Genomic DNA, 22,345 nt, shown 5'->3' with positions numbered 1-22,345 from the left:
TCGGTTGTTGCAGGTCAGGATTAAATTATCATTAGCGTCCAAGCGCACAAAAAGGAGTTTTCGCCATGGATATCAAATGCTCAGTCTTTATCGCAGCCAGCCTCGACGGTTTTATTGCCCGCCCGGACGGTGATATCAACTGGTTGCACCGGCCGGAGTATGAAACCGCTGAGCTGAATGGCGTGACCTATGAAAGCTTCATCGCCACGGTGGATGCATTGGTGATGGGCCGCAAAACCCTGGAGAAAGTGCTGTCCTTTCCCGAGTGGCCCTATGAGGGTACGCCGGTCATTGTCCTGTCTCGCCAGCAGCTGCAGATTCCGGCACATCTTGAGGGTAAGGTTGAGGTCATGGCGGGAGACGTGACCACATTGGTGGCAACGTTAGCCGAGCGCGGCATGCAGCATCTGTATATCGACGGTGGGCAGACGATCCAGGCGTTTCTTGATGCAGGTCTGATCAATGAGCTGATCATTACCCGTATCCCGGTGTTGCTGGGGCAAGGTATTCCACTGTTCGGCCAGGCTGGCAGTGAGCATGAGCTGCGCCATGTCGCAACCTACGTGTCGGACAATGGGTTTGTTCAGAGCAGGTATGAGGTGGATAGTAAGCATTGAGGCCAAGCCCGCGTCCAAAAAAAACGCCCCGAACCAGTCGGGGCGTTTTTCATTCAGCGTTTACCGATCAAGCCTGATCAGCCAACCGCCACGTCGTCCCACCCTTCCCGTCTTCCAACACCACACCCATCGCGGTCAGTTGGTCACGGATACGGTCGGATTCCGCCCAGTCTTTGTTAGCCCGAGCAGCCAGACGCGCCTGAATCAACGCATCAACCTCAGCAGCATCCACACGCCCTTCGGCGCCGGCTTGCAGGAAGTCCTCAGGCTTCATTTGCAGAACCCCAAGCACGCTGGCCAGTTCTTTCAAGCGGGCCGCCAGGCCAGCCGCTGCATCGAGATCGCTCTCGCGCAGGCGGTTGATCTCGCGCACCATCTCGAACAACACGGCGCAGGCTTCGGGGGTGCCGAAGTCGTCGTTCATCACTTGGGTGAAACGCTCAACGAACGCTTCGCCGCCAGCCGGGGCGACAACGGGCAGGCCTTTCAACGCATGGTAGAACCGCTCCAGGGCGCCCTTGGCGTCCTTGAGGTTGTCTTCCGAGTAGTTGATGGCGCTACGGTAGTGGCTCGACACCAGCAGGTAACGCACAACCTCTGGAGGGTACTTTTCCAGCACGTCGCGAATGGTGAAGAAGTTGTTCAAGGACTTGGACATCTTCTCGCCATTGATGCGGATCATGCCGCAGTGCATCCAGGCGTTGGCGTAGGTCTTGCCGGTGGCGGCTTCGCTCTGGGCGATTTCGTTTTCGTGGTGCGGGAACTCAAGGTCGCTGCCGCCGCCATGAATGTCGAAGGTCTCGCCCAGGCAGCAGGTGGACATCACCGAGCATTCGATGTGCCAGCCCGGACGGCCCGCGCCCCATGGCGACTCCCAGCTCGGCTCGCCCGGCTTGGTGGCTTTCCACAGCACGAAGTCCAGCGGGTCCTGCTTGGCTTCGTCGACTTCGATACGTGCGCCAATGCGCAGGTCTTCGATTTTCTTGCGCGACAGCTTGCCGTAGCCCATGAACTTGGCGACGCGGTAGTACACGTCGCCATTGCCCGGGGCGTAGGCGTAACCCTTGTCGATCAGGGTCTGGATCATGGCGTGCATGCCCGGGATGTGGTCCGTGGCACGCGGCTCCATGTCCGGCTTGAGGATATTGAGGCGGGCCTCGTCCTCGTGCATTGCGGCGATCATGCGCTCGGTCAGCGCGTCGAACGACTCGCCGTTTTCATTGGCGCGGTTGATGATCTTGTCGTCGATGTCGGTGATGTTGCGCACGTACGTCAAGTCATAGCCGCTGAAACGCAACCAGCGGGTCACCAAATCGAAGGCAACCATGCTGCGGCCGTGGCCGATGTGGCAGTAGTCGTACACGGTCATGCCGCACACGTACATGCGCACCTTGTTGCCATCCAGCGGCTTGAAGACTTCTTTGGTCTTGCTGAGTGTGTTGTAGATCGTTAGCACGACGAATCCTTCTCTCTAGGCAAAGCCGGTCAGGCCTGCCTGAATCACTGGCCCCACGAATCACGCAAGGTCACGGTACGGTTGAATACCGGAGCACCTGGTTTCGAGTCCTTGATATCCGCGCAGAAGTAACCTTCGCGCTCGAACTGGAAACGGTCTTCCGGCTGTGCTTCGCCCAACGAGGGTTCGGCACGACAACCAGTGAGTACTTGCAGGGAGTCAGGGTTGATGTTGTCGAGGAAGCTGGCGCTGTCTTCGGCCTTTTCTGGGTTCGGCGAGCGGAACAGACGATCGTACAGGCGCACTTCGCACTCGATGCTGGCAGCCGCCGGCACCCAGTGGATCACGCCCTTGACCTTGCGGCCTTCAGGGTTCTTGCCCAGGGTGTCCGGATCGTAGGAGCAACGCAGTTCGACGATGTTGCCATCGGCGTCCTTGATCGCTTCGTCGGCACGGATCACGTAGCTGCCGCGCAGGCGCACTTCGCCGTTCGGCTCCAGGCGCTTGTAGCCTTTTGGCGGCTCTTCCATGAAGTCATCGCGGTCGATGTAGATTTCACGGGCGAACGGCAGCTTGCGCACGCCGAGTTCTTCTTTCTGCGGATGACGCGGCAGTTCGAGGTTGTCGACCTTGTCTTCCGGGTAGTTGGTGATCACGACTTTCAACGGACGCAGCACGCACATGGCGCGCGGAGCGTTCGCGTCCAGGTCCTGGCGGATGCTGAATTCGAGCATGCCGAAGTCGACCACGCCGTCGGAACGGTTGGTGCCAACCATGTCGCAGAAGTTGCGGATCGACGCCGGTGTGTAGCCACGGCGACGGAAGCCCGACAGCGTGGACATGCGCGGGTCATCCCAACCGTGGACGTGTTTCTCGTCAACCAGTTGCTTGAGCTTGCGCTTGCTGGTGATGGTGTAGTTCAGGTTCAGGCGGCTGAACTCGTACTGACGCGGGTGCGCCGGCACTGGCAGGCTGTCCAGGAACCATTCGTACAGCGGGCGATGGCTTTCGAACTCCAGGGTGCAGATGGAGTGCGTGATGCCTTCGATGGCGTCCGACTGACCGTGGGTGAAGTCGTAGTTCGGGTAGATGCACCACTTGTCGCCGGTCTGGTGGTGATGGGCATGGCGGATGCGGTACATGATCGGGTCGCGCAGGTTCATGTTCGGCGAGGCCATGTCGATCTTGGCACGCAGCACGCGGGCGCCGTCCGGGAATTCACCGGCGCGCATGCGGGCGAACCAATCCAGGTTCTCTTCCACCGAACGGTCGCGGAACGGGCTGTTCTTGCCCGGCTCGGTCAGGGTGCCACGGTATTCCTTGGCCTGTTCCGGGCTGAGGTCGTCGACATAGGCCTTGCCGGCCTTGATCAGTTCGACGGCCCAGTCGAACAGCTGGTCGAAGTATTTGGAGGCATAGCGCACTTCACCGGACCATTCGAAGCCCAGCCACTTGATGTCGCTTTCGATGGCGTCGATGTATTCCTGGTCTTCCTTGGCCGGGTTGGTGTCGTCGAAACGCAGGTGCGTGACGCCACCGAATTCCTGGGCCAGGCCGAAGTTCACACAGATCGACTTGGCGTGACCGATGTGCAGGTAGCCGTTGGGCTCTGGCGGGAAGCGGGTGACGATCTGCGTGTGCTTGCCCGAATCCAGGTCCGCCTGGATGATCGGGCGCAGGAAATTGACCGGGACGGCAGGTCCGGCCTTGGCATTCGAGGTAGGGTCGACAGTGGGCTTGCTCATAGGATCCTTGAACAGACAAGTACGTGGCCGGGCTAGGCCGACAAAACAAAGGCGATATCATAGCCGATGCTGTCAAGTACCTGACAGAGCGAGGCCAAAAACTGCTGCATTTATTGCACCGGCGGTAAAAAACCACCTCGAAATTCCTGCAGGGCACGCTAAACTGCGCGCCTTGGCTGCAGTTTCGCCATACCGGTCGTGGTGCCCAGGCACCCAAACCCACGAATTCCCTGAAAAGAGTAGTGAACATGACTCAAGTCAAACTGACCACCAACCACGGTGACATCGTCATCGAGCTGAACGCCGAGAAAGCGCCGATCACCGTCGCCAACTTCATCGAATACGTGAACGCCGGCCACTACGAAAACACCGTTTTCCACCGTGTCATCGGCAACTTCATGGTCCAGGGCGGCGGTTTCGAGCCTGGCATGAAAGAAAAGAAAGACAAGCGTCCAAGCATCCAGAACGAAGCGGACAACGGCCTTTCCAACGACAAGTACACCGTCGCCATGGCCCGTACCATGGAGCCGCATTCGGCCTCCGCGCAGTTCTTCATCAACGTCGCCGACAACGCCTTCCTGAACCACAGTGGCAAAAACGTGCAGGGTTGGGGCTACGCGGTATTCGGTAAAGTCACCGAAGGCCAGGACGTCGTTGACAAGATCAAAGGCGTGCAGACCACCGGTAAAGCCGGTCACCAGGACGTTCCGGTAGAAGACGTTATCGTCGAGAAAGCCGAGATCGTTGGGTGATATTGCTGATTTCAGATTTGCATCTGGAAGAGGAGCGCCCGGATATCACCCGGGCGTTTCTGGATCTGCTCCACACCCGCGCCCGTGGCGCCCAGGCGTTGTACATTCTGGGGGACTTCTTTGAAGCCTGGATTGGCGACGACGGCATGACGCCCTTCCAGCGTTCCATCTGCGAGGCTCTGCGTGAGCTGAGCGACAGCGGCACCCCGATTTTCATCATGCACGGCAACCGTGATTTCCTGATCGGCAAGGCGTTCTGCAAAGCCGCAGGTGCCACCTTGCTCAAGGACCCGAGTGTCGTGCAGCTCCATGGCGAGCCCGTGCTGTTGATGCACGGCGACAGCCTCTGTACCCGCGACGTCGGCTATATGAAGCTGCGGCGCATCCTGCGCAACCCGATTGTGCTGTTTATCCTGCGCCACCTGCCCTTGAGCACCCGCCACAAGTTGGCGCGCAAGCTGCGCAGCGAAAGCCGGGCGCAAACGCGCATGAAAGCCAACGACATTGTCGATGTGACGCCCGAGGAAGTGCCACGGGTGATGCAGCAGTTCGGCGTGCGCACCCTGGTCCACGGCCACACCCACCGCCCCGCCATTCACAAGTTGCAGATTGGTGACCAGGCGGCCAAGCGCATTGTGCTGGGGGATTGGGACAAGCAGGGCTGGGCGTTGCAGGTGGATGAGCAAGGGTTTCAGTTGGCGGCGTTTGATTTCGTCAATCCACAGCTGGCCCTACCCGGCGCCTGATCACCCATACCCTGTAGGAGCCGGCTTGCCGGCGATGGCGGTGTTTCAGTTGGCACATAGGCTGACTGGTGGACCGCTATCGCCGGCAATCCGGCTCCTACAGTGATCCGGGTATCAGTGGCCGGAGGCCGCTGGCCCCGCTTTCGCGGTAAACGGCGGCTTCGCCAGCCACACCAGCAACATCAACCCCATGAACATCCACCCCAGCAACGTGAAGTAGTCCACGGTGGACATCATGTACGCCTGGCTGGTGAGGATCTGGTCCAGCTGCGTGTAGGCCTTCTGCCCTGCACCGCCCAGCGCCTGCAAGGCATCGCGGGTGGCGGAGTCGTAGGTGGTCATGTTTTCGCTCATGTACGCGTGGTGCTGGTCCGCCCGGCGGATCCAGATCCAGGTGGTCAGCGACGCCGCAAAACTACCGCCCAACGTCCGTAGAAAAGTCGCCAGGCCCGCACCGTCGGCAATCTGATGCGGCGGCAGGTCGGACATCAGGATGCTCAGGGTCGGCATAAAGAACAGCGCCACGCCGATACCCATGAACAACTGCACCAAGGCGATGTGCTGGAAGTCCACTTCATTGGTGAAGCCTGCGCGCATGAAGCAACTCAAGCCAATCGCCAGGAACGCCAGGCCCGCCAGCAAGCGCAGGTCAAACTTGTGCGCGTACTTGCCGACAAACGGCGACATCAGCACCGGCAAGATACCAATCGGCGCCACCGCCAACCCCGCCCAGGTAGCGGTGTAGCCCATCTGGGTCTGCAGCCATTGTGGCAGGATCAGGTTTATGCCGAAGAAGCCCGCATAGCCCAGGATCAACACAATGGTGCCGATACGGAAGTTGCGGTAGGCGAACAGCTTCAGGTTGACCACCGGGTGTTTGTCGGTGAGTTCCCAGATGATGAACACCGCCAGGGCAATCACCGAAATCGCCGCACCGATGATGATGAAGTTGGATTCGAACCAGTCCAGGTCATTGCCTTTGTCGAGGATGATCTGCAAGGCGCCGACGCCGACGATCAGGCTCAACAGCCCCACGTAGTCCATCGGTTGATGGCTGGTGACCACGGGGCGTTTCTTCAGTTGGGAACGCACGACCATCACCGCAAAGATGCCGATCGGTACGTTGATGAAGAAGATCCAGGGCCAACTGTAGCTGTCCGTAATCCAGCCGCCGAGGATCGGCCCGGCAATCGGTGCCACCACCGTAACCATCGCGAGCAACGCCAGGGCCATGCCGCGCCTCGCCGGCGGGTAGACCGCAATGAGCAGCGTCTGGGTCATCGGGTACAGCGGCCCGGCCACCAGGCCCTGTATGACCCGAAAGGCGATCAGCTCGGGCATCGACGTGGAAATACCACAGAGGAACGACGCCAGCACAAACAGCATGGTCGCCCACAAGAACAGCTTCACCTCGCCAAAGCGGCGGCTCAGCCAGCCGGTGAGCGGCAAGGCAATCGCGTTACTCACCGCAAACGAGGTGATGACCCAGGTACCCTGCTCCGAACTCACACCGAGGTTGCCGGAAATGGTCGGCAGCGCCACGTTGGCGATGGTGGTATCGAGCACCTGCATGAAGGTCGCCAGCGACAGGCCAATAGTGGCCATCAACAGGCTGGGTGGCGTGAAGGAGGCGTTATTGCTCATCAGCGTTGCACAGCCTTGGGCGCGGCGAGGCTGTTGTCATGGATCAACTGGGTGATCATGGCATCCGCTTCAGCGAGTTGGCGGTCATACACATTGGTGGTGAACGAGGCTTTCTGCGGCGCTTGTTGCGCCAGGACCGGGCCGCTCTGGTCGTGCAAATCGACGTTGACCAGGGTGCTCAAGCCCACGCGCAGCGGGTGCTTGGCCAACTCATCGGCGTTGATGTGGATGCGCACCGGCACCCGCTGCACGATCTTGATCCAGTTACCGGTGGCGTTCTGCGCCGGCAGCAAGGCAAATGCGCTACCCGTGCCCGCACCGAGGCTGTCGATGGTGCCGCTGAATTTCACGTCGCTGCCATAGATGTCCGACTCGATGTCCACCGGCTGGCCGATACGCATGTCGCGCAGTTGGGTTTCCTTGAAGTTGGCGTCGATCCACAACTGGTTCAGCGGAATCACGGCCATCAACGCGGTGCCCGGTTGCACGCGTTGGCCCAGTTGCACAGTGCGCTTGGCCACGTAGCCAGTCACCGGTGCAATCAAGGTGCTGCGCGCATTGGTCAGGTAGGCCTGGCGCAATTGCGCGGCGGCGGCCTGCACGTCCGGATGGGACGAGATCACCGTGTCATCCACCAACGCGTTGGTGGTTTTCAGTTGCTGCTCAAGGTTGGTCAGCGCGTTTTTCGCCGCGGTCAGGCTGTCACGGGCGTGGGACAGTTCTTCCTGGGAAATCGCCCCGCCCTGGGCCAGGGTTTTACGGCGGTTGAAGTTGTCCTGAGCGGTTTGCACATCGGCTTTCTGCGCATTGACCTGGGCTTTCATGCCGTCGACATTGCTGTACAAGCCGCGCACCTGGCGCACGGTGCGGGCCAGGTTGGCCTGGGCACTTTGCAGGCCGACGGCGGCGTCGTTCGGGTCGAAGTTGACCAGCACCTGGCCTTCGTGGACCAGGTCGCCATCGTCGGCGCCGATGCTGACCACGGTGCCGGTGACCAGCGGGGTGATTTCCACCACGTTGCCGTTCACGTAGGCGTCGTCGGTGCTTTCATTGAAGCGGCCATAGAGTTCATACCAACCCCACACGCCTACCACTGCGAGGATGACGATCAGCGCCAGGCCGATCAGCATCACTTTACGTTTGCGTGGGTTGTTGTCTTGGGGTTGTTCAGTTGCATTGGTGTTTTCGGCAGTGGCCATGACAAATACCTCAAATTATTCCGAGCGTGTGGCTGGGGTGGTCGCGGCCATGTTCCTGGCGTCGTATCCGCCACCCAGGGCCTGCATCAATTGAATCGACAGATCGATCTGCGCAGCATTCAGCGTCGCCAACTGGCGTTGGGCTTGCAGCAATTGCTGCTCGATGCTGAGCACATCCAGGTAGTTGCCGATGCCGGAGCTGTAGCGCTGCACACCGGTGTCGTAGGACTGCTGGGCAATGTCCGCGGCATGTTGCTGGGCCTGGATCTGCCGGCCGGTGTCGCGCAGTTGTGAAAGGGTGTTGCCGATATCGCCCAGGGCTTGCACCAGGGTCTTGTTGTACTGCGCCACCGCCAGATCGTAGTCGGCGTCGCGGGCGTCGAGGTCGGCACGCAGGCGGCCGCCGTCGAAGATCGGCAGTGAGATCGTCGGCGCGATGTTGAAGAAGCGGCTGGCCGAACCGAACATCGCATCCCCCAGCAACGACTCGGCCCCAGCGCTCGCGCTCAGGTTGAGGTTGGGGTAGAAGCGGGTCTTGCTCGCGTCGATATTCTTGCCGGCCGCTTCGACGCGCCAGCGCGCAGCGATCAGGTCCGGACGACGGCCCAGCAGCTCGGCGGGCAACACCGAGGGCACGGCGACGGCGCTGGGTTTCAGCACGTTGGGTCGGGCCAGTTCACTGCCACGGTCCGGGCCTTTGCCGAGCAACACCGCCAGGGCGATCTTGGCGCTTTGCAGTTGTTTTTCCGCGTCGATCAGTTGCGACTGCGAGCTGGCTTCCAGGCTTTCGGTCTGCTGGTACTGGTAGTGGCTGTCGATGCCCGAGTTCAGGCGGCGCTGGCCCAGGTCGAGCATCTGCCGGGTGCGCTTGAGGTCGTCGTTAGCCAGGTCGCGCACGATGTGGGCCTGGCCGAGGTCGCTGTAGGCCTTGGCCACGTTGGCGGCCAGGGTCAGGCGCGCGGCCTGTTGATCGACCTGGGCGGCGCGCGCCTCGCCCAACGCGGCTTCCCAGGCAGCCCGCTGGCCACCCCAGAGGTCGAAGTTGTAGTTGAAGCTGGCGCCGATGTTGCGCACGGTGGAATAGGCATCGCCCTCCCCGCGTGGGTCCTGGTCTTTGGCCAGGCGCGAACGGCTCACACCCGCGCTGGCATCCAGGGTCGGCATGCGCTCGGCGTTGGCGGCGTAAGCAGCGGCCTCGGCCTGGTGGGCACGGGCGCTGGCGACTTGCATGTCGGGGCTGTTCTGCAGGGCTTCCTGGATCAGGCCGTCGAGCTGGGGGTCGCCGAGGCTTTTCCACCAATCGGCGCTGGGCCACGCCGCGCTCGATAAGGTCACGCCGCTCAGGGTCTTGCCGGTTTGCAGGCTGCCGGCGTCGAGGCGTTTGCCTTGGGTGTCGAGGCCGCTGTAGTTGGCGCAACCGGCCATGCTCATGGCCACCAGCACCAGGCTAAGTGCGCGTCTGTTCATTCATTACCTACCCGCTGGATGACGATGGCGTCACCGGCAGCTACCAGAATTTTCTTGAGGATCCGTTCCAGGGTTTGCAACTCGCCGGGCTCCAGGGCCCCGGCCAACTCGTTCATCGACTGCGCGCCGATGTGCGGCAGCATGTCCGCCAGGCGCTGGCCGTCTTCGGTGAGCACCAGCCGCACCTGGCGCCGGTCCTGCTCGGAACGCTGGCGCGCCAGCAGGCCCTTCTGTTCCAGGCGGTCGAGCATGCGGGTCATGGAGCCACTGTCCAGGGACAGGTTGCGGCACAGTTCCGCCGGGGTATCGACGTCGAACTGGGCAATGATGATCAACACCTTGAACTGCGCGGCCGTCACGCCATGCGGTTCCATATGGGTGTCGATAATGCGGTCTTTGAGCAGCGCCGCCCGACCCAGAAGCAGGCCGAGATGGCAGTTGCGAAAACTGTCAGGAGTGAAGTGAGACATCGAAAGTCACCTTATTACTGCCTAGGCAGTGAATGTATGACAAGATGTTACTGCTTAGGCAGCGAATGTCAAATGGAATTATTAGCTTGCTTGGTATTTGGCGGATGAATGGCGGGTTCTAAGGATCGTCTGATTTTTCCCACGGTTGACCATCCCTAAAGTGGCGGGATGAGATTAAAGAGCTACCTGCACCAGATCAGCCCCGTGCTGTCCACGCCCCATGCCGCGCGCCGCCTTTTGCGTATTTTCGCGTTGGTACTGCTGGTGGGTATGTTGGGCGGCGTGTACAGCTTCCTGCTGTTCACTTTCAACAATGAGATCTCCCAGCGGCGCAGCTACATGAGCAGCGCCATCGCCGAGGCGCATACCTTTTTCACCACCCGTGAAGCGCTGTTGGAAAGCCTCAGCCTGTCAGCGACACGCAAGGCCGAATTGAATCTGCCGGTCTCCGATGAAGAAATCCGCCTGTTGCTGGGAAATACCCCGGGCAAGCAATGGAGCATTTGGCTGACCCAGCGCATGCGTGATTTCTTGAAGGCCAAGCAGCTCAACCTGCTGTATGTCAGCACCGATGCCCAAGTGTTGCGGCTGTATGATGCGGCGCCCGTTGCTGCCGATTTTCCCGCGACCATGCTGGAACAACTGCGCGCCCTCAAACAGCAGAAAACCCTGCAGGAACTCTGGCTGACCCACGCCACGGACGGCCACTCACAGTTGTACATCTTTATTCGCTTGGATGAGCGCGACCTGGACTCCGGCTGGCTCGGCCTGGAAATGGATGACCGTGAAGTCTCCAACGCCTTGAGCGATCACAGCGCCGGCGAGTTCACCATGTTCAATGCCCAGGGCATGCCGCTCTTCAGTAACAGCCATAAACCGCCGCCAGGGCAAAACCTGCCGCACCTGCGCCAGCAGGACTTCTTCGGTTTTGTCGGCGATGGCTGGCTGCCCGAACAATTGGTGCTGCGCAAACAACTGAAGTCTTCAGACTGGCAGCTCACCTACTCCATCGACCTGCGCGCGGTCCTGTGGGCGCTCTGGCCACAGATGCTCGGCGCCCTGCTGTTCTGCCTGCTGACCATCAGCCTGGTGTGCCTGCTCACCCGCCGTCTCGAACACCGCTTCATCACACCAGCGATCCATCGCATCCAGGCGCTGGTGGAAAGCGAGCTGTTCAGCCGCGACGTGATCCAGACCGCCCCCGTGGCGCTGTGCGTACTGCGTCGCACCGATGGCACGGTGGTGCTGAAAAACACCCTCGCCCAACAGTGGCTCGGCGAATGTGGCGCACAACTCGGTCCCGGCTGGATTCGTCAGGCCTTCGACCCCGACGCCCCCTGCCTCACCGACTACTTCGAAGCCGCCGACGGCCGCCATCTGTACCTGAGCTGCGCACCCACCCGCTACAAAGGCGAAGACGTGTTGCTCTGCGCCTTCAGCGACATCAGCGCACGCCGGCAGATCGAAGCGGCGCTGGAACAGGCACGCCAGTCCGCCGACGCCGCCAACGAAGCCAAGACCTTGTTCCTGGCCACCATGAGCCATGAGATCCGTACGCCGCTGTATGGCGTGCTCGGCACCCTGGAACTGCTCGCCCGCACCCGCCTGGATGCCCAGCAGAAAAGCTACCTGCACGCCATCGAAGGATCGTCCGCGACGTTGCTGCAACTGATCTGCGATGTGCTCGACGTGTCAAAAATCGAAGCCGGGCAACTGGCCCTGGAACTGAGCGAATTCTGTGTGCCGACCTTGGTACAAGAAGTGGTGCAAGGCTATGCGGCAGCGGCACACAGCAAAGGCTTGCAGTTGTATGCCTGCCTCGATCCGCAACTGCCCCGGCGCTTGATCGGCGACGCCAGCCGCGTACGCCAGATTCTCAACAATCTGCTGAGCAATGCGGTCAAGTTCACTGACTCCGGCCGCGTGGTGCTGCGGGTCAAAAAGCTCAGTCGCGAAGGCGAACGGGTGTGCCTGCAATGGCAAATCTCCGACACCGGCAAAGGCATCGCCCCTGCCGACCAGGCGTTTATCTTCGAGCCGTTCTACCAGAGCGAAGGCAACTCCCATGTGATCGCCGGCACCGGCCTTGGCCTGGCGATCTGCCTGCGCCTGACCCATTTGATGAACGGCACCCTGCGCTTGGTCAGCGAGCCGGGACTGGGCAGCAGCTTTTCCCTGAGCGTGCCGCTGGAACAACCGAGCGGCAATACACCGCCAGCCTTGCAGCCATTGGCAGCAGAAATCGTGTATGTACTGTCGCCAATCCGCGAACTGGCCGACAGCCTCTGCGGCTGGCTGCGCCGCTGGGGCGCGCGCGCGCAGGTCGGTCTGCCGACCAGCACAGAGCTGGCGGGGCCCGGTGTATTGCTTGAACTTATCGAACGCCGCCTCGACTTGCCCTGGCACGGGCCACGGGTACTGGCCAGCAATGACGGCGCCCATGAACCGCAGTTCAGCGGCGATGGCTGGCAGGTCAACCTCAATGATCTGGATGCGATCCAACAAGCTGTCCGCCACGCCCAGAACGGCCAGGTGGTGCCACCCCAGGCGCGCTGCGAAGTGCGCGACCTGCGTCCCTTGCACCTGCACATCCTGGTGGCCGAAGACAACGTCATCAACCAGTTGATCCTGCGCGACCAGCTTGAAGAACTCGGCTGCAGCGTGGAACTGGCCAGCGATGGCGAAGAGGCCTTGGCGCGCTGGCACGAGGGCACCTTCGACATTGTGCTCACCGACGTCAACATGCCCAGGCTCAACGGCTACGAACTGACCGAAGCGCTTCGACGCCTGGGCTGCACCACCCCGATCATCGGCGCAACCGCCAACGCCCTGCGCGGTGAAGAAGCCTTGTGCCTGGCGGCCGGCATGAATCACTGCCTGGTCAAACCCTTTACGCTGCGAGCCTTGTCCGCTGTCCTGGCTCCCTACGAACGAGCCATCCATGAAGCCCTGTAGCATTCTGATTGTCGAAGACCATCCCTTTCAGCACCTGTATTTGCAGAACCTGTTCAGCGAGTTGGGTGAGTTCGACCTGGTGTGCGCCCGGGACGGCGAGGAGGCGCTGGCCTGCCTGAAGCAACGTGACTTTGACCTGGTGCTCACTGACCTATTGATGCCAGGCATGGACGGCGTGCAGTTTATCCAGGGCCTGGCCGCGCAACCGTCGCGCCCAGCATTGGCGATCATGAGCGCCGCCTCACGGCGCATGTTGATGGGCGCGAGCCTGGTGGCGAGCAACCTGCAAGTGAAGGTGATCGGGCTGATTTCCAAGCCGGTGAATGCCGCGGCCTTGCGCTGCCTGACCGATCAATTGCTGGCGCTGCGCCAGGTCGAACCGGCCGAGACCCAGCCCGGCATTGATTGTCAAAGCCTGATGAATGCCCTGGTCAATGGCGAGCTGCAAGCCTGGTTCCAACCCAAGAAAGCCCTGAGCAATGGTCGCATCGTCGCGGCCGAAGCCTTGGTACGCTGGGTTCACCCCGAGCACGGCCTGTTGTTACCCGGCATGTTCCTGCCGGCATTGATCAGTTGCAACCTGGAAGAACGCTTGTTGTGGTGCGTGCTGAAACAAGCGATGGCCGCTCAAGCCATGTGGCGCCAACACGGCTATGACATCCCGGTATCCATCAACTTGCCCACTCACCTGCTCAACAGCCACGACCTGCCCGACCGCATCCTGGCGTTCGTGCAGGAACACCAGGGCTTGCCCGCGCGCATCTGTTTCGAGCTGATGGAGTGCTCGGTGCCGGATGACATCAGCAACTTCTACGCCGGCGCCTGCCGTTTGCGCATCAAGGGCTTTGGCTTGTCCCAGGATGATTTCGGCAAGGGCTACAGCTCGTACATGAACCTGGTGTCGGCGCCGTTTACCGAGGTGAAGATCGACCGCGCACTGGTGCAAGGCTGCAACGCCAATGAGGAACTGGCCCAGGCGCTCACCAGCATTGTCAGCCTGGGACGTCAGTTGGGCTTGATCGTGGTCGCCGAAGGCGTAGAAACCGCGCAAGAACTTGCGCTGTTGCGTAAGATCGACTGCACTCAGGTCCAAGGCTTCCTGATCTCCCACGCCGTGTCTTCGGATCAGTTCCAGCAATTGCTGACCCACGACGGGCCGGCGAGCGCCTATTGACCCGCTGGCCGGGTGCGTACGAACGCCGTTAGCTTGCGAGGTCACCGCGTCATGCATCACCCCAACGCCTTCCTGGAGAAACTCACCAGCAGTTCGCTGCGCCTGAATAAAGGTTTGCTGGTGCTGGGGGCCTTGGTGCTGTTGCTGCTGGGGATCAGCTTGCTTGGCGCGCAACGCATGATTCAGGAGCAACGCGACACCCTGCACTTTCACTTCGCCCGGCTGATGGAGAACATCCACGAGCAGGAAGTGTTTTTGCTCGATATCTCACGGGGCAGCACCGACGCCAAGTACAAGTCCATTGGCCTGCCGCCGCCTTTTGTGCAAAAGCCGCTGCCCGAGGAAGGACCGAACACCTATGAAGGCCGCGGTTTGCCGTTCTCCCTGCCCTACAGTTTGAAAATCAACTCCGACAAAATAGCCGCCGACCAATACCCCAAGGTTTTCGCCCTGGGCACCTACCTGTCGGCTTACTACAGCGCCTTTTGGGCGGGCTCCCACTACCAGGCACCTCAAGTGGTCGTGGTCAACGGTCCGGACAATTTCGACATCGCCGTGCCCTCCTCCGGCCGGCTGCGCGATGGCGGCCACGTGCATATAGGCATGTTGGTGGACGTGATGACTCAACTCAACGAGCGCCTGCACCTACAGAACAACTCCCTGACCCACACCGTGCACTGGGAACCCTACGACACCGCCCCCGATGGCAAGGAAGCTCCGATATTGTTGGGTTATGTCGATATCAACCTGGCCTCCACCTCGCTGACCGTCACCGGCGCCAACACCTGGGTGGTGGTGGCCTCGCTGCTGGACCTGTCCAAGGTCAATAACATCGAGCGGCTGATGCAGTGGTCGATCTACGACGACTTCACCTTGATCACCCCAGGTGGCGTGGTGCTAACCGGGGCCGTCAAGCCCGGCGAGGTGCTCAATGAAGGTGTGAACCTCAACCGCGACGGTCTGGTGTTCAAGCTGACAAGCCAGGGCGAGCAGCCCTGGACGGCGATCTACGTGATCAGCCTGCAACGCTTTCTCGACTATGCGTTGTGGCCTTTGCTGTGCCTGGTAGGCGTGGTGCTGGTGATGCTGGGGTGCAGTCGCGCGTTCAATCGCTGGTACACCGCACGGGTAGTACTGCCTGCCCACCAAGCCCATGCCAGCATTGCCGAAAGCTCGGCATTCGCCCGAGCGGTCATCGACACCGCACCGACCGGCCTGTGTGTAATCCGGCGCAGCGACCATCATGTACTCCTGCAGAACCAGCGTGCCTTGGAGTGGCGCGACGCTCGCCCGCTGTTCGACTTGCTCAAGCAACAGACGCAGGCTGCACCGGGCCAGGCCGACCTGGAAAGCGAAGGCCGCCACCTGCACGTGGCCTTCGTGCCCACCCGCTACCAGGGCCAGGACGCGTGGCTGTGTGCGGTGCATGACGTGACCCGGCATATCGAAGACGCTGCGGCCCTGGAAGAAGCGCGCCAAGCCGCAGACTCGGCGAGCGAGGCCAAGAGCCGCTTCCTCGCGACCATGAGTCACGAAATTCGTACGCCGCTGTATGGCGTGCTGGGTACCTTGGAGCTGCTCGGCCTCACGTCGCTCGCGCCGCGCCAGCAGGATTACCTGCAGACCATCCAGCGCTCCTCAGCCACGCTGTTCCAACTGATCAGCGACGTGCTGGATGTCTCAAAAATCGAAGCGGGGCAAATGACCCTCGAACTCCAGGATTTCTGCCCACTGGAACTGACCGAAGACTGCGTGCGCACCTACAGCGCGTTCGCCCGCTCCAAGGGCCTGCAGCTGTATGCCTGCATCGACGCGGACCTACCGGATCGGTTGCGCGGTGACCCCCTGCGTATCCGCCAGATCCTCAATAACCTGCTGAGCAATGCGATCAAGTTCACCGACAACGGGCGTGTGGTGCTGCGCCTGCGCGCGTCGGAGAACACCGCCGGCGAGGTAGACCTGCAATGGCAAGTCAGCGACTCCGGTGTGGGTATTTCCCAAGCGCAACAGCAACAATTGTTCGACCCGTTCTACCAGGCCGAAGATGCTACTAGCCAGGCCGGCGCAGGCCTGGGCCTGGCGATTTGCAAATGGTTGTGCGAGTTGATGCACGGCCAACTGAACGTCGTCAGCGAACCCGGCCTGGGCAGCAGCTTTACCCTGCACCTCGCGCTGGAGTCAGTCCCCGGCGCCCTGACTGACTGCCCCGCCTTCAGCCCCGGCATGCCGACGGTCTATGTGCGCGCGCAGGAACTTGAACGGGCGCAACACCTGATCGACTGGCTCAAGCGCCTAGGGCTCGACAGCCGCGCGGTTTCACCCGATGCGCCGTCCTCTGCACTGCTGGTGGACTTTACCCGAGAACCGGCATGGCCCGGCACGCGGATCATCGCCACAGCCGGCGGGCCGAACCCGGCGCAGCGGTGTGCCAGCGACTGGGCCGTCGACGCCGACGACGTACGCGCCATTGCCTGGGCCATCTCCCTGGTACAACAGGGTGCCGAGGCCGGCAACCGCCCCGCGCCCACCGTCAACGCGCGCCCGCTCAACCTGCAAGTGCTGGTAGCCGAAGACAATGTGATCAACGCCGCCATCATCCAGGAACAACTGCAAGCCCTGGGCTGCTCGGTGGTGCTGGCCGCCAACGGTGAACAGGCACTCATGCAATGGCTACCGGGGCGCTTCGACCTGGTGCTGACCGACGTGAACATGCCGGTGATGAACGGCTACCAGCTGGCCAAGGCGTTGCGCCAGCAAGATGCCGCGCTGCCGATTATCGGGGTGACCGCCAATGCCATGCGTGAAGAAGGCGAACACTGCACCGCCGTCGGCATGAATGCGTGGATGGTCAAGCCGCTGAACCTCGCCACCTTGCGTACCAAGTTGGAAAAGTACTGCAAGATCGAGGTGCCCGCCGTCGTCGACATGCCGCCGTTGTCGCCCAAAATGCGCGAACTGTTTGTCACCACCCTGCGTCAGGATGTACAGGCCACCCTGACCGCGCTAGAGAATCAGGACGCCAATGGCGCAGCGCAGCAATTGCACAGCATGGCCGGTGCCCTTGGCGCGGTGCAGCTCGGTGACATGGCCAGCGCCTTCGTCGAGCTGGAACTGCGCCTGACTGGCATGGCGGTCACCCCCGCCCTGACCCTGGAAGTGCGGCAGAACCTCGCTCGGCTCACCACGTTGCTCGACACACTTGAATAACCTCACTCTGGATAATCACCCCATGGAAACCCTCAACGTAGTCATTGCAGACGATCACCCCATCGTGCTGGTCGGGGTACGGGAACTGGTCGAGCGCGATGAGCGTTTTCGCGTGGTGGGCGAAGCCGTGTGTTCCAACGAATTGGTGACGCTGCTGGAAACCACGTCGGTCGATCTGGTTATCACCGATTTCAACATGCCGGCGGACTCGCCCTACGGCGATGGCCTGAAGTTGGTGGAGTACCTGGTGCGGCACTTTCCCAAGGTGCGCGTGCTGGTGCTGACAATGATCTCCAATCCGCTGATCCTGACGCGCTTGCAGGAATTGGGCGTGCTGGCCGTGATCCAGAAAAACCAACTGCACAATGAGATCCAGGCCGCGCTCAAGGCCATTGCCCGTGGCAACCCGGTTCGCAGCAAGGGCCCGCGACCGACCTCGGTACTGGAATCGTCCGACCTCGATGAGCGCTTCACCCGGCTGTCGCCCAAGGAGCATGAGATCCTCCGTTTGTTTGTCTCAGGACAGAGCGTCAATGAAATTGCACGAGGGTTGAACCGCAGTGCCAAAACCATCAGCACACAAAAAGTCGCGGCCATGCGCAAGTTGGAAGTCAACAGCGACCAAGACTTGCTGGCTTATTGCATAGAGCGAAACTTGTTCAACTAACACCCGCTTCTAGGGATCGTCTGATGTTCCATTAACCGCCGCCGCCTTATCGTGTTGTTTTAACCCCACCATGGAAAAACAACATGAAACAGCTGTCTCGCACACTTCTGGCATTATCGATCTTCGCCGCGGGTAATGCCTTTGCCGTCGACCCACCGGTAACACCGACCAAGGCCGGCAGCGGCACCATCAACTTCACCGGCAGTATCAACAATGATGCCTGCTCCGTTGAAGGTATCGGCGTGAACAAAACCATCTCGATCAACATGGGCGAAGTGTCGATCAAGGACATGGGCACCGCCACCGCCCCCAAAGGCAACGGCACCCTGAGCGCCGAGAACTTTGACATGAAGATCAGCTGCAACGCCGGCACCAAAGTGGCGATGATCTTCGAACCGACCAAAGGCGCCGGTTCAGGCATCGTGACCGGCACCAAAGTGTTGAAGCTGATCGACGGCCTGGGCGCCGCCAAGAACATCGGTATCGCCTTGCTGGACTCCAATGGCGCACTGATCGACCTGAGCTCGCCAACCACCGCGAAGATCGAGAACACCCTGCAAGACAGCAACACCACGCTGAAATTCTCGGCCGCCTACGTCACCACCATCGACGCTGCCTCTGCCGTGGCCGGTCGTGGCGATGCCACCCTGCCGTTCACCCTGCAATACGAATAACCCCAACCCGATGCGGGGCCTGCGGGCCTCGCACACCTCTCGAACGTAGCGGTAGCCATTATGTTTTTTCGCCACTCACTGTCCCTGTGCGCGGGCCTGCTCGGCCTGCTTGCAGTCGGGCAAGCCACAGCCGGCATTTCGTTGAGCAGCACGCGCTTGGTGTTCGACGGCCAACACAAAGAAGCCGGAATCACCGTTCGCAACAGCGGCGAGGACGTGTTGATTCAGTCCTGGGTCGACACGGACGCCGACGACGCGACTTCGGTACCCTTTGCCGTCACCCCGCCGCTGGCGCGGGTCACCAACAATGAACAACAACTGTTGCGCGTGATCTATGAAGGCACGGGCATGCCTACCGACCGCGAGTCGGTGGTGTGGCTCAACGTGCAGGAAATCCCTAAGGCCTCGAAAACCGAGAACACCTTGCAGCTTGCCGTGCGCCAGCGCATCAAGGTGTTCTTCCGCCCGCCCGCGTTGAAAAACAACGCTTACCTGGCGCCGACCGAACTGCTCTGGCAACTGGCCGAACACGGCGGTAAACGCGTGCTGCGGGTGAGCAACCCCGGGGTTTATCACGTGTCGATTGCCGACATCACCCTGCAGGCAGGTGCCGTCAGCGAACATCCATTTGATTCGATGATGATTGCGCCAGGCGAACAAAAAGAGTTTCAACTCAAGCAACTTTCCTCGATTAACTCCGCGCTCTTGAAGTTCAGCAGCATCAACGACTATGGCGCACAAGACCCTTATAGCGCACAACTTTCTGACCGTGCTCAAACCAGCGCGAGTTTGAACAAAGAATCACCATAACGCGCCTGCCGTTCGCGCAGCCGCACTTTCACTGTATTTCTCTTCGCTCCGTTAGTTCGTATCGGAGGTGATATAGGGTTCCTGCATGTTTTTATTCAAGCGCGATAGTCTGGCGCCTTTTTTGATTGTCGTGGGCTTCAGTTCGGTCTGCCAGGCCGACGACAATGAACAGTTCAATACGTCGTTTTTGCAAGGCGCCGCAGCGTCCGTTGACCTGCAGTCATTGCTCGCCAGCAGCAGCGTGCTCCCCGGCAATTACCGAGTTGACCTGTATGGCAACGACACCCTGGTGGGCCGACGCGATATCGACTTTCGCCGCAACCCTGTAAACGGCCGAGTCGAAGCCTGCCTGACCCTGGAGATGCTGCAACAAGTGGGCGTCGATATCGGCGCCTTGCAGTCCAGCGGCAAACTCGTCGACACCGACCCCAATGCCTGCCTCGACCTGCCTGCGCTGATCGAACACGCCAAAGTGCGCTACGACGTACCGCGCCTGCGCCTGCTGGTCAGTGTGCCGCAACGCGCTATGGAGCGCGGGCGCCGCGGCTATGTCGACCCGGCCTTGTGGGACGACGGCGTACCCGCCGCGTTCATCAACTACCAGTTGAGCAGCAACCGCAACAGCACCGACGCCGACACCACGCTGTCGAATAACCTGGGCCTGCGCAACGGGATCAACCTGGGAGCGTGGCGCTTGCGCAACGAGTCGAACTTCAGCAGCAGCACCGGTCGCCCCAGTACGTTCAAGAGCAACCGCAGCTACCTGCAACATGACGTGACCGCCCTGAAAGGCCAGTTCAGTGCCGGGGACATTTTCTCGGATGCCGACCTGTTCGACAGCGTGCGCTATCGCGGCCTGAAACTGGCCTCCGATGACGGCATGCGCGCCGACAGCGAGCGCGGCTACGCGCCGATCATCCGCGGCATTGCGCAGTCCAGCGCCACCGTGGAGATCCGCCAGAACAACTACATCCTCTATACCGCCAACGTGCCGCCGGGTCCGTTCGAGATCAGCGACATTTACCCCAGCGGCTCCAACGGCGACCTTGAAGTGACGGTGATCGAGGCGGACGGCCGTCGCCGGGTCACGGTGCAGGCGTTTTCCAGCCTGCCGATCATGGTGCGTGAAGGCCAGCTGAAATACAGCGTCTCGGCGGGCAAATACAACAGCAACAGTGACGCGCAGAAAACCCCGCAGTTTGTCAGCAGCACCCTGGCCTATGGCATCAGCAGCAACCTGTCGGGAATCGTCGGGGTGCAGGCCACGCAGGACTTCCAGGCGCTATCCATCGGGGCCGGGCGCAACACGTCGATCGGTGCGGTGTCGCTGGACATGACCCACTCTGCCAGCCGCACCTTTGGCCGGCAGGTCACGGGCAACAGCCTGCGCGCGCTGTATGCCAAGACGTTTACCGGCACCGACACCAACTTCACCCTGGCGGCCTATCGATACTCGACCGAGGGTTATCGCACCCTCACCGAACATGTCGAGGAACTGAGCAGCGACGGCCGCACACGCCTCGGCAACTCGAAAACCCGCACCGACCTGACCGTCAACCAGAGCCTGGGGCGCAACCAGCAGTTCGGCAGTGTGTACGTAAACGCCAGCGACCAGCGCTACTGGGGACGCGGCGGCGCGCAAAGCCTGTCAGCGGGCTACAGCAATTACTGGGGCGACGTGAGCTACAACGTCAGTGCTACCCATACCAAGGATGTGGGCAACTACGGGCCGACGAACAATGACACGCTGATCAACCTGTCCCTGTCGTTTCCACTGGGCTCTAAGCCACGCGCGCCGAGAGCATTTGTCTCCGCCAGCACGCAAAAAGACAGCGACACCACGCAAATGGGCGTCAACGGTTACCTGACGGACGACAGCGACACCTATTACTCACTGCAAGCCGGCAACAGCAGCACGGGCGGCAGCACCGGCTCGGCCAACCTCAGCACGCGCACCTCGCTGATGGACATCAGCGGCGGTTACAGCCAGGGCCGTGGCTACAGCGCGCAGAACCTCAACGTGGCCGGGTCAGTGGTGGCCCACGCGGGTGGTATCAACCTGGGACAGACCGTGGGCGAGACCTTTGCGCTGGCGCAAGTCGAAGGCATTCCCGGCGTGAAGATCGGCAGTTTCTCCGGCGCAAAAACCGGCAGCAACGGCTATGCCGTGATCCCCAATGCCCAGCCTTACCGGGTCAACTGGATCAGCCTGGACACCCGCGACCTGGGCGCTGAGATCGAAATCGATAACGCCACCCAGCAAGTCGTGCCTCGGCGCGGCGCCGTGGTCCTGGCCCGCTACGCCAGCAAGACCGGACGCCGCGTACAGTTCGCCTTGTTCGACGCCCAGCACCGACCGATCCCGTTTGGCGCATCGCTGGAAAACATGGCGGGCAAGCAGATTGCGATCGCCGACCCGAGTGGCAAGGCGTTGGCCTTGGTGGAAGAAGAGACGGGGACGCTGGTGATCAACTGGGGCGACCAGCACTGCCAGGCGCCCTATGCGCTGGGCGAACCCAACAAGGCGCTGAACTATGAGCGGGTAGCCCTGACCTGCGCGCCATAGCTGTGATCACACCGATGTAGCCATAGGTATCAGCGCCTGTAGGAGCCGGCTTGCCGGCGAAAAACGCGAGGGCGCCGCGTTTTGCCTGGTTTCCCGTGTCATCGTTAACGACCATCGCTGGCAAGCCAGCTCCTACAAGGGACTGTGCTGCGACGCGGTCCTGTAGGAGCCGGCTTGCCGGCGAAAAACGCGAGGG

Annotated in this window: 16 protein-coding genes; 10 read left to right on the top strand and 6 right to left on the bottom strand. The window is 61.2% G+C overall.

Going from position 1 to position 22,345, the window contains the following annotated elements; translation table 11 throughout:
* Positions 1-65: 65 nt before the first annotated feature.
* Complete coding sequence (locus HX868_RS10720; protein ID WP_177002830.1) at positions 66-617, top strand: dihydrofolate reductase family protein; 552 nt, start codon at positions 66-68, stop codon at positions 615-617.
* Positions 618-684: 67 nt separating this feature from the next.
* On the opposite strand, the gene cysS is transcribed toward HX868_RS10720, so the two are convergent.
* Both cysS and HX868_RS10710 read right to left on the bottom strand, forming a co-directional pair.
* On the bottom strand, positions 685-2,073 hold the full coding sequence (gene cysS, locus HX868_RS10715) for a cysteine--tRNA ligase (protein ID WP_177002829.1): 1,389 nt from the start codon (positions 2,071-2,073) through the stop codon (positions 685-687).
* 44 nt (positions 2,074-2,117) lie between these two features.
* Entirely contained in the window at positions 2,118-3,818 is a 1,701-nt protein-coding gene (locus HX868_RS10710) for a glutamine--tRNA ligase/YqeY domain fusion protein (RefSeq protein ID WP_177002828.1), read from the bottom strand.
* A gap of 248 nt (positions 3,819-4,066) precedes the next feature.
* On the opposite strand from HX868_RS10710, the gene HX868_RS10705 reads away from it, so the two are divergent.
* Both HX868_RS10705 and lpxH read left to right on the top strand, forming a co-directional pair.
* Complete coding sequence (locus HX868_RS10705; protein ID WP_016977438.1) at positions 4,067-4,570, top strand: peptidylprolyl isomerase; 504 nt, start codon at positions 4,067-4,069, stop codon at positions 4,568-4,570.
* Positions 4,567-5,316 (top strand): UDP-2,3-diacylglucosamine diphosphatase, encoded by a 750-nt coding sequence (gene lpxH, locus HX868_RS10700; protein WP_016977437.1) that lies wholly within the window; start codon positions 4,567-4,569, stop codon positions 5,314-5,316. Before HX868_RS10705 ends, lpxH begins: the two co-directional genes overlap by 4 nt.
* Before the next feature lie 114 nt (positions 5,317-5,430).
* Here the strand turns inward: lpxH and HX868_RS10695 are convergent, their stop codons facing one another.
* Genes HX868_RS10695 through HX868_RS10680 form a run of 4 tightly spaced genes read right to left on the bottom strand, consistent with a single transcriptional unit; the run spans position 5,431 to position 10,096 of the window.
* A complete protein-coding gene (locus HX868_RS10695) occupies positions 5,431-6,960 on the bottom strand; it encodes a DHA2 family efflux MFS transporter permease subunit (protein ID WP_016977436.1) in 1,530 nt (509 codons plus the stop codon).
* Positions 6,960-8,159, bottom strand: coding sequence for an HlyD/EmrA/EmrK family protein (locus HX868_RS10690; RefSeq protein ID WP_177002827.1), 1,200 nt, complete (start codon positions 8,157-8,159; stop codon positions 6,960-6,962). Before HX868_RS10690 ends, HX868_RS10695 begins: the two co-directional genes overlap by 1 nt.
* 15 nt (positions 8,160-8,174) lie before the next feature.
* Positions 8,175-9,626, bottom strand: coding sequence for an efflux transporter outer membrane subunit (locus HX868_RS10685; RefSeq protein WP_177002826.1), 1,452 nt, complete (start codon positions 9,624-9,626; stop codon positions 8,175-8,177).
* Positions 9,623-10,096, bottom strand: coding sequence for a MarR family winged helix-turn-helix transcriptional regulator (locus HX868_RS10680; RefSeq protein ID WP_016977433.1), 474 nt, complete (start codon positions 10,094-10,096; stop codon positions 9,623-9,625). Before HX868_RS10680 ends, HX868_RS10685 begins: the two co-directional genes overlap by 4 nt.
* Positions 10,097-10,264: 168 nt before the next feature.
* Between HX868_RS10680 and HX868_RS10675 the strand changes: the two genes are divergently transcribed.
* The 7 genes from HX868_RS10675 (at position 10,265) to HX868_RS10645 (ending at position 22,149) form a co-directional block, all read left to right on the top strand.
* On the top strand, positions 10,265-13,051 hold the full coding sequence (locus HX868_RS10675) for an ATP-binding protein (protein WP_177002825.1): 2,787 nt from the start codon (positions 10,265-10,267) through the stop codon (positions 13,049-13,051).
* Positions 13,038-14,225: a response regulator cyclic di-GMP phosphodiesterase PvrR gene (gene pvrR, locus HX868_RS10670; protein WP_177002824.1), complete on the top strand. Its 1,188-nt coding sequence runs from the start codon at positions 13,038-13,040 to the stop codon at positions 14,223-14,225. The genes HX868_RS10675 and pvrR overlap by 14 nt, the downstream gene beginning before the upstream one ends.
* 51 nt (positions 14,226-14,276) lie before the next feature.
* Positions 14,277-17,432, top strand: a complete 3,156-nt coding sequence (locus HX868_RS10665; protein ID WP_177002823.1) for a hybrid sensor histidine kinase/response regulator — start codon at positions 14,277-14,279, stop codon at positions 17,430-17,432.
* Positions 17,433-17,454: 22 nt separating this feature from the next.
* The gene (locus tag HX868_RS10660; RefSeq protein ID WP_177002822.1) at positions 17,455-18,099 is read left to right on the top strand and encodes a response regulator; all 645 of its coding nucleotides are present in this window, start codon (positions 17,455-17,457) and stop codon (positions 18,097-18,099) included.
* An 83-nt stretch (positions 18,100-18,182) separates the two neighbouring features.
* The gene (locus HX868_RS10655; protein ID WP_095016768.1) at positions 18,183-18,773 is read left to right on the top strand and encodes a fimbrial protein; all 591 of its coding nucleotides are present in this window, start codon (positions 18,183-18,185) and stop codon (positions 18,771-18,773) included.
* A gap of 60 nt (positions 18,774-18,833) precedes the next feature.
* A complete protein-coding gene (locus HX868_RS10650; RefSeq protein ID WP_177002821.1) occupies positions 18,834-19,583 on the top strand; it encodes a fimbrial biogenesis chaperone in 750 nt (249 codons plus the stop codon).
* 85 nt (positions 19,584-19,668) lie between these two features.
* Entirely contained in the window at positions 19,669-22,149 is a 2,481-nt protein-coding gene (locus HX868_RS10645) for a fimbria/pilus outer membrane usher protein (RefSeq protein WP_177002820.1), read from the top strand.
* Positions 22,150-22,345: the final 196 nt, after the last annotated feature.

The organism is Pseudomonas reactans (assembly GCF_013385825.1).
In the GTDB taxonomy this organism is placed as follows: Bacteria; Pseudomonadota; Gammaproteobacteria; order Pseudomonadales; family Pseudomonadaceae; genus Aquipseudomonas; species Aquipseudomonas reactans.
This window is presented reverse-complemented; position numbering and strand designations above follow the sequence as displayed.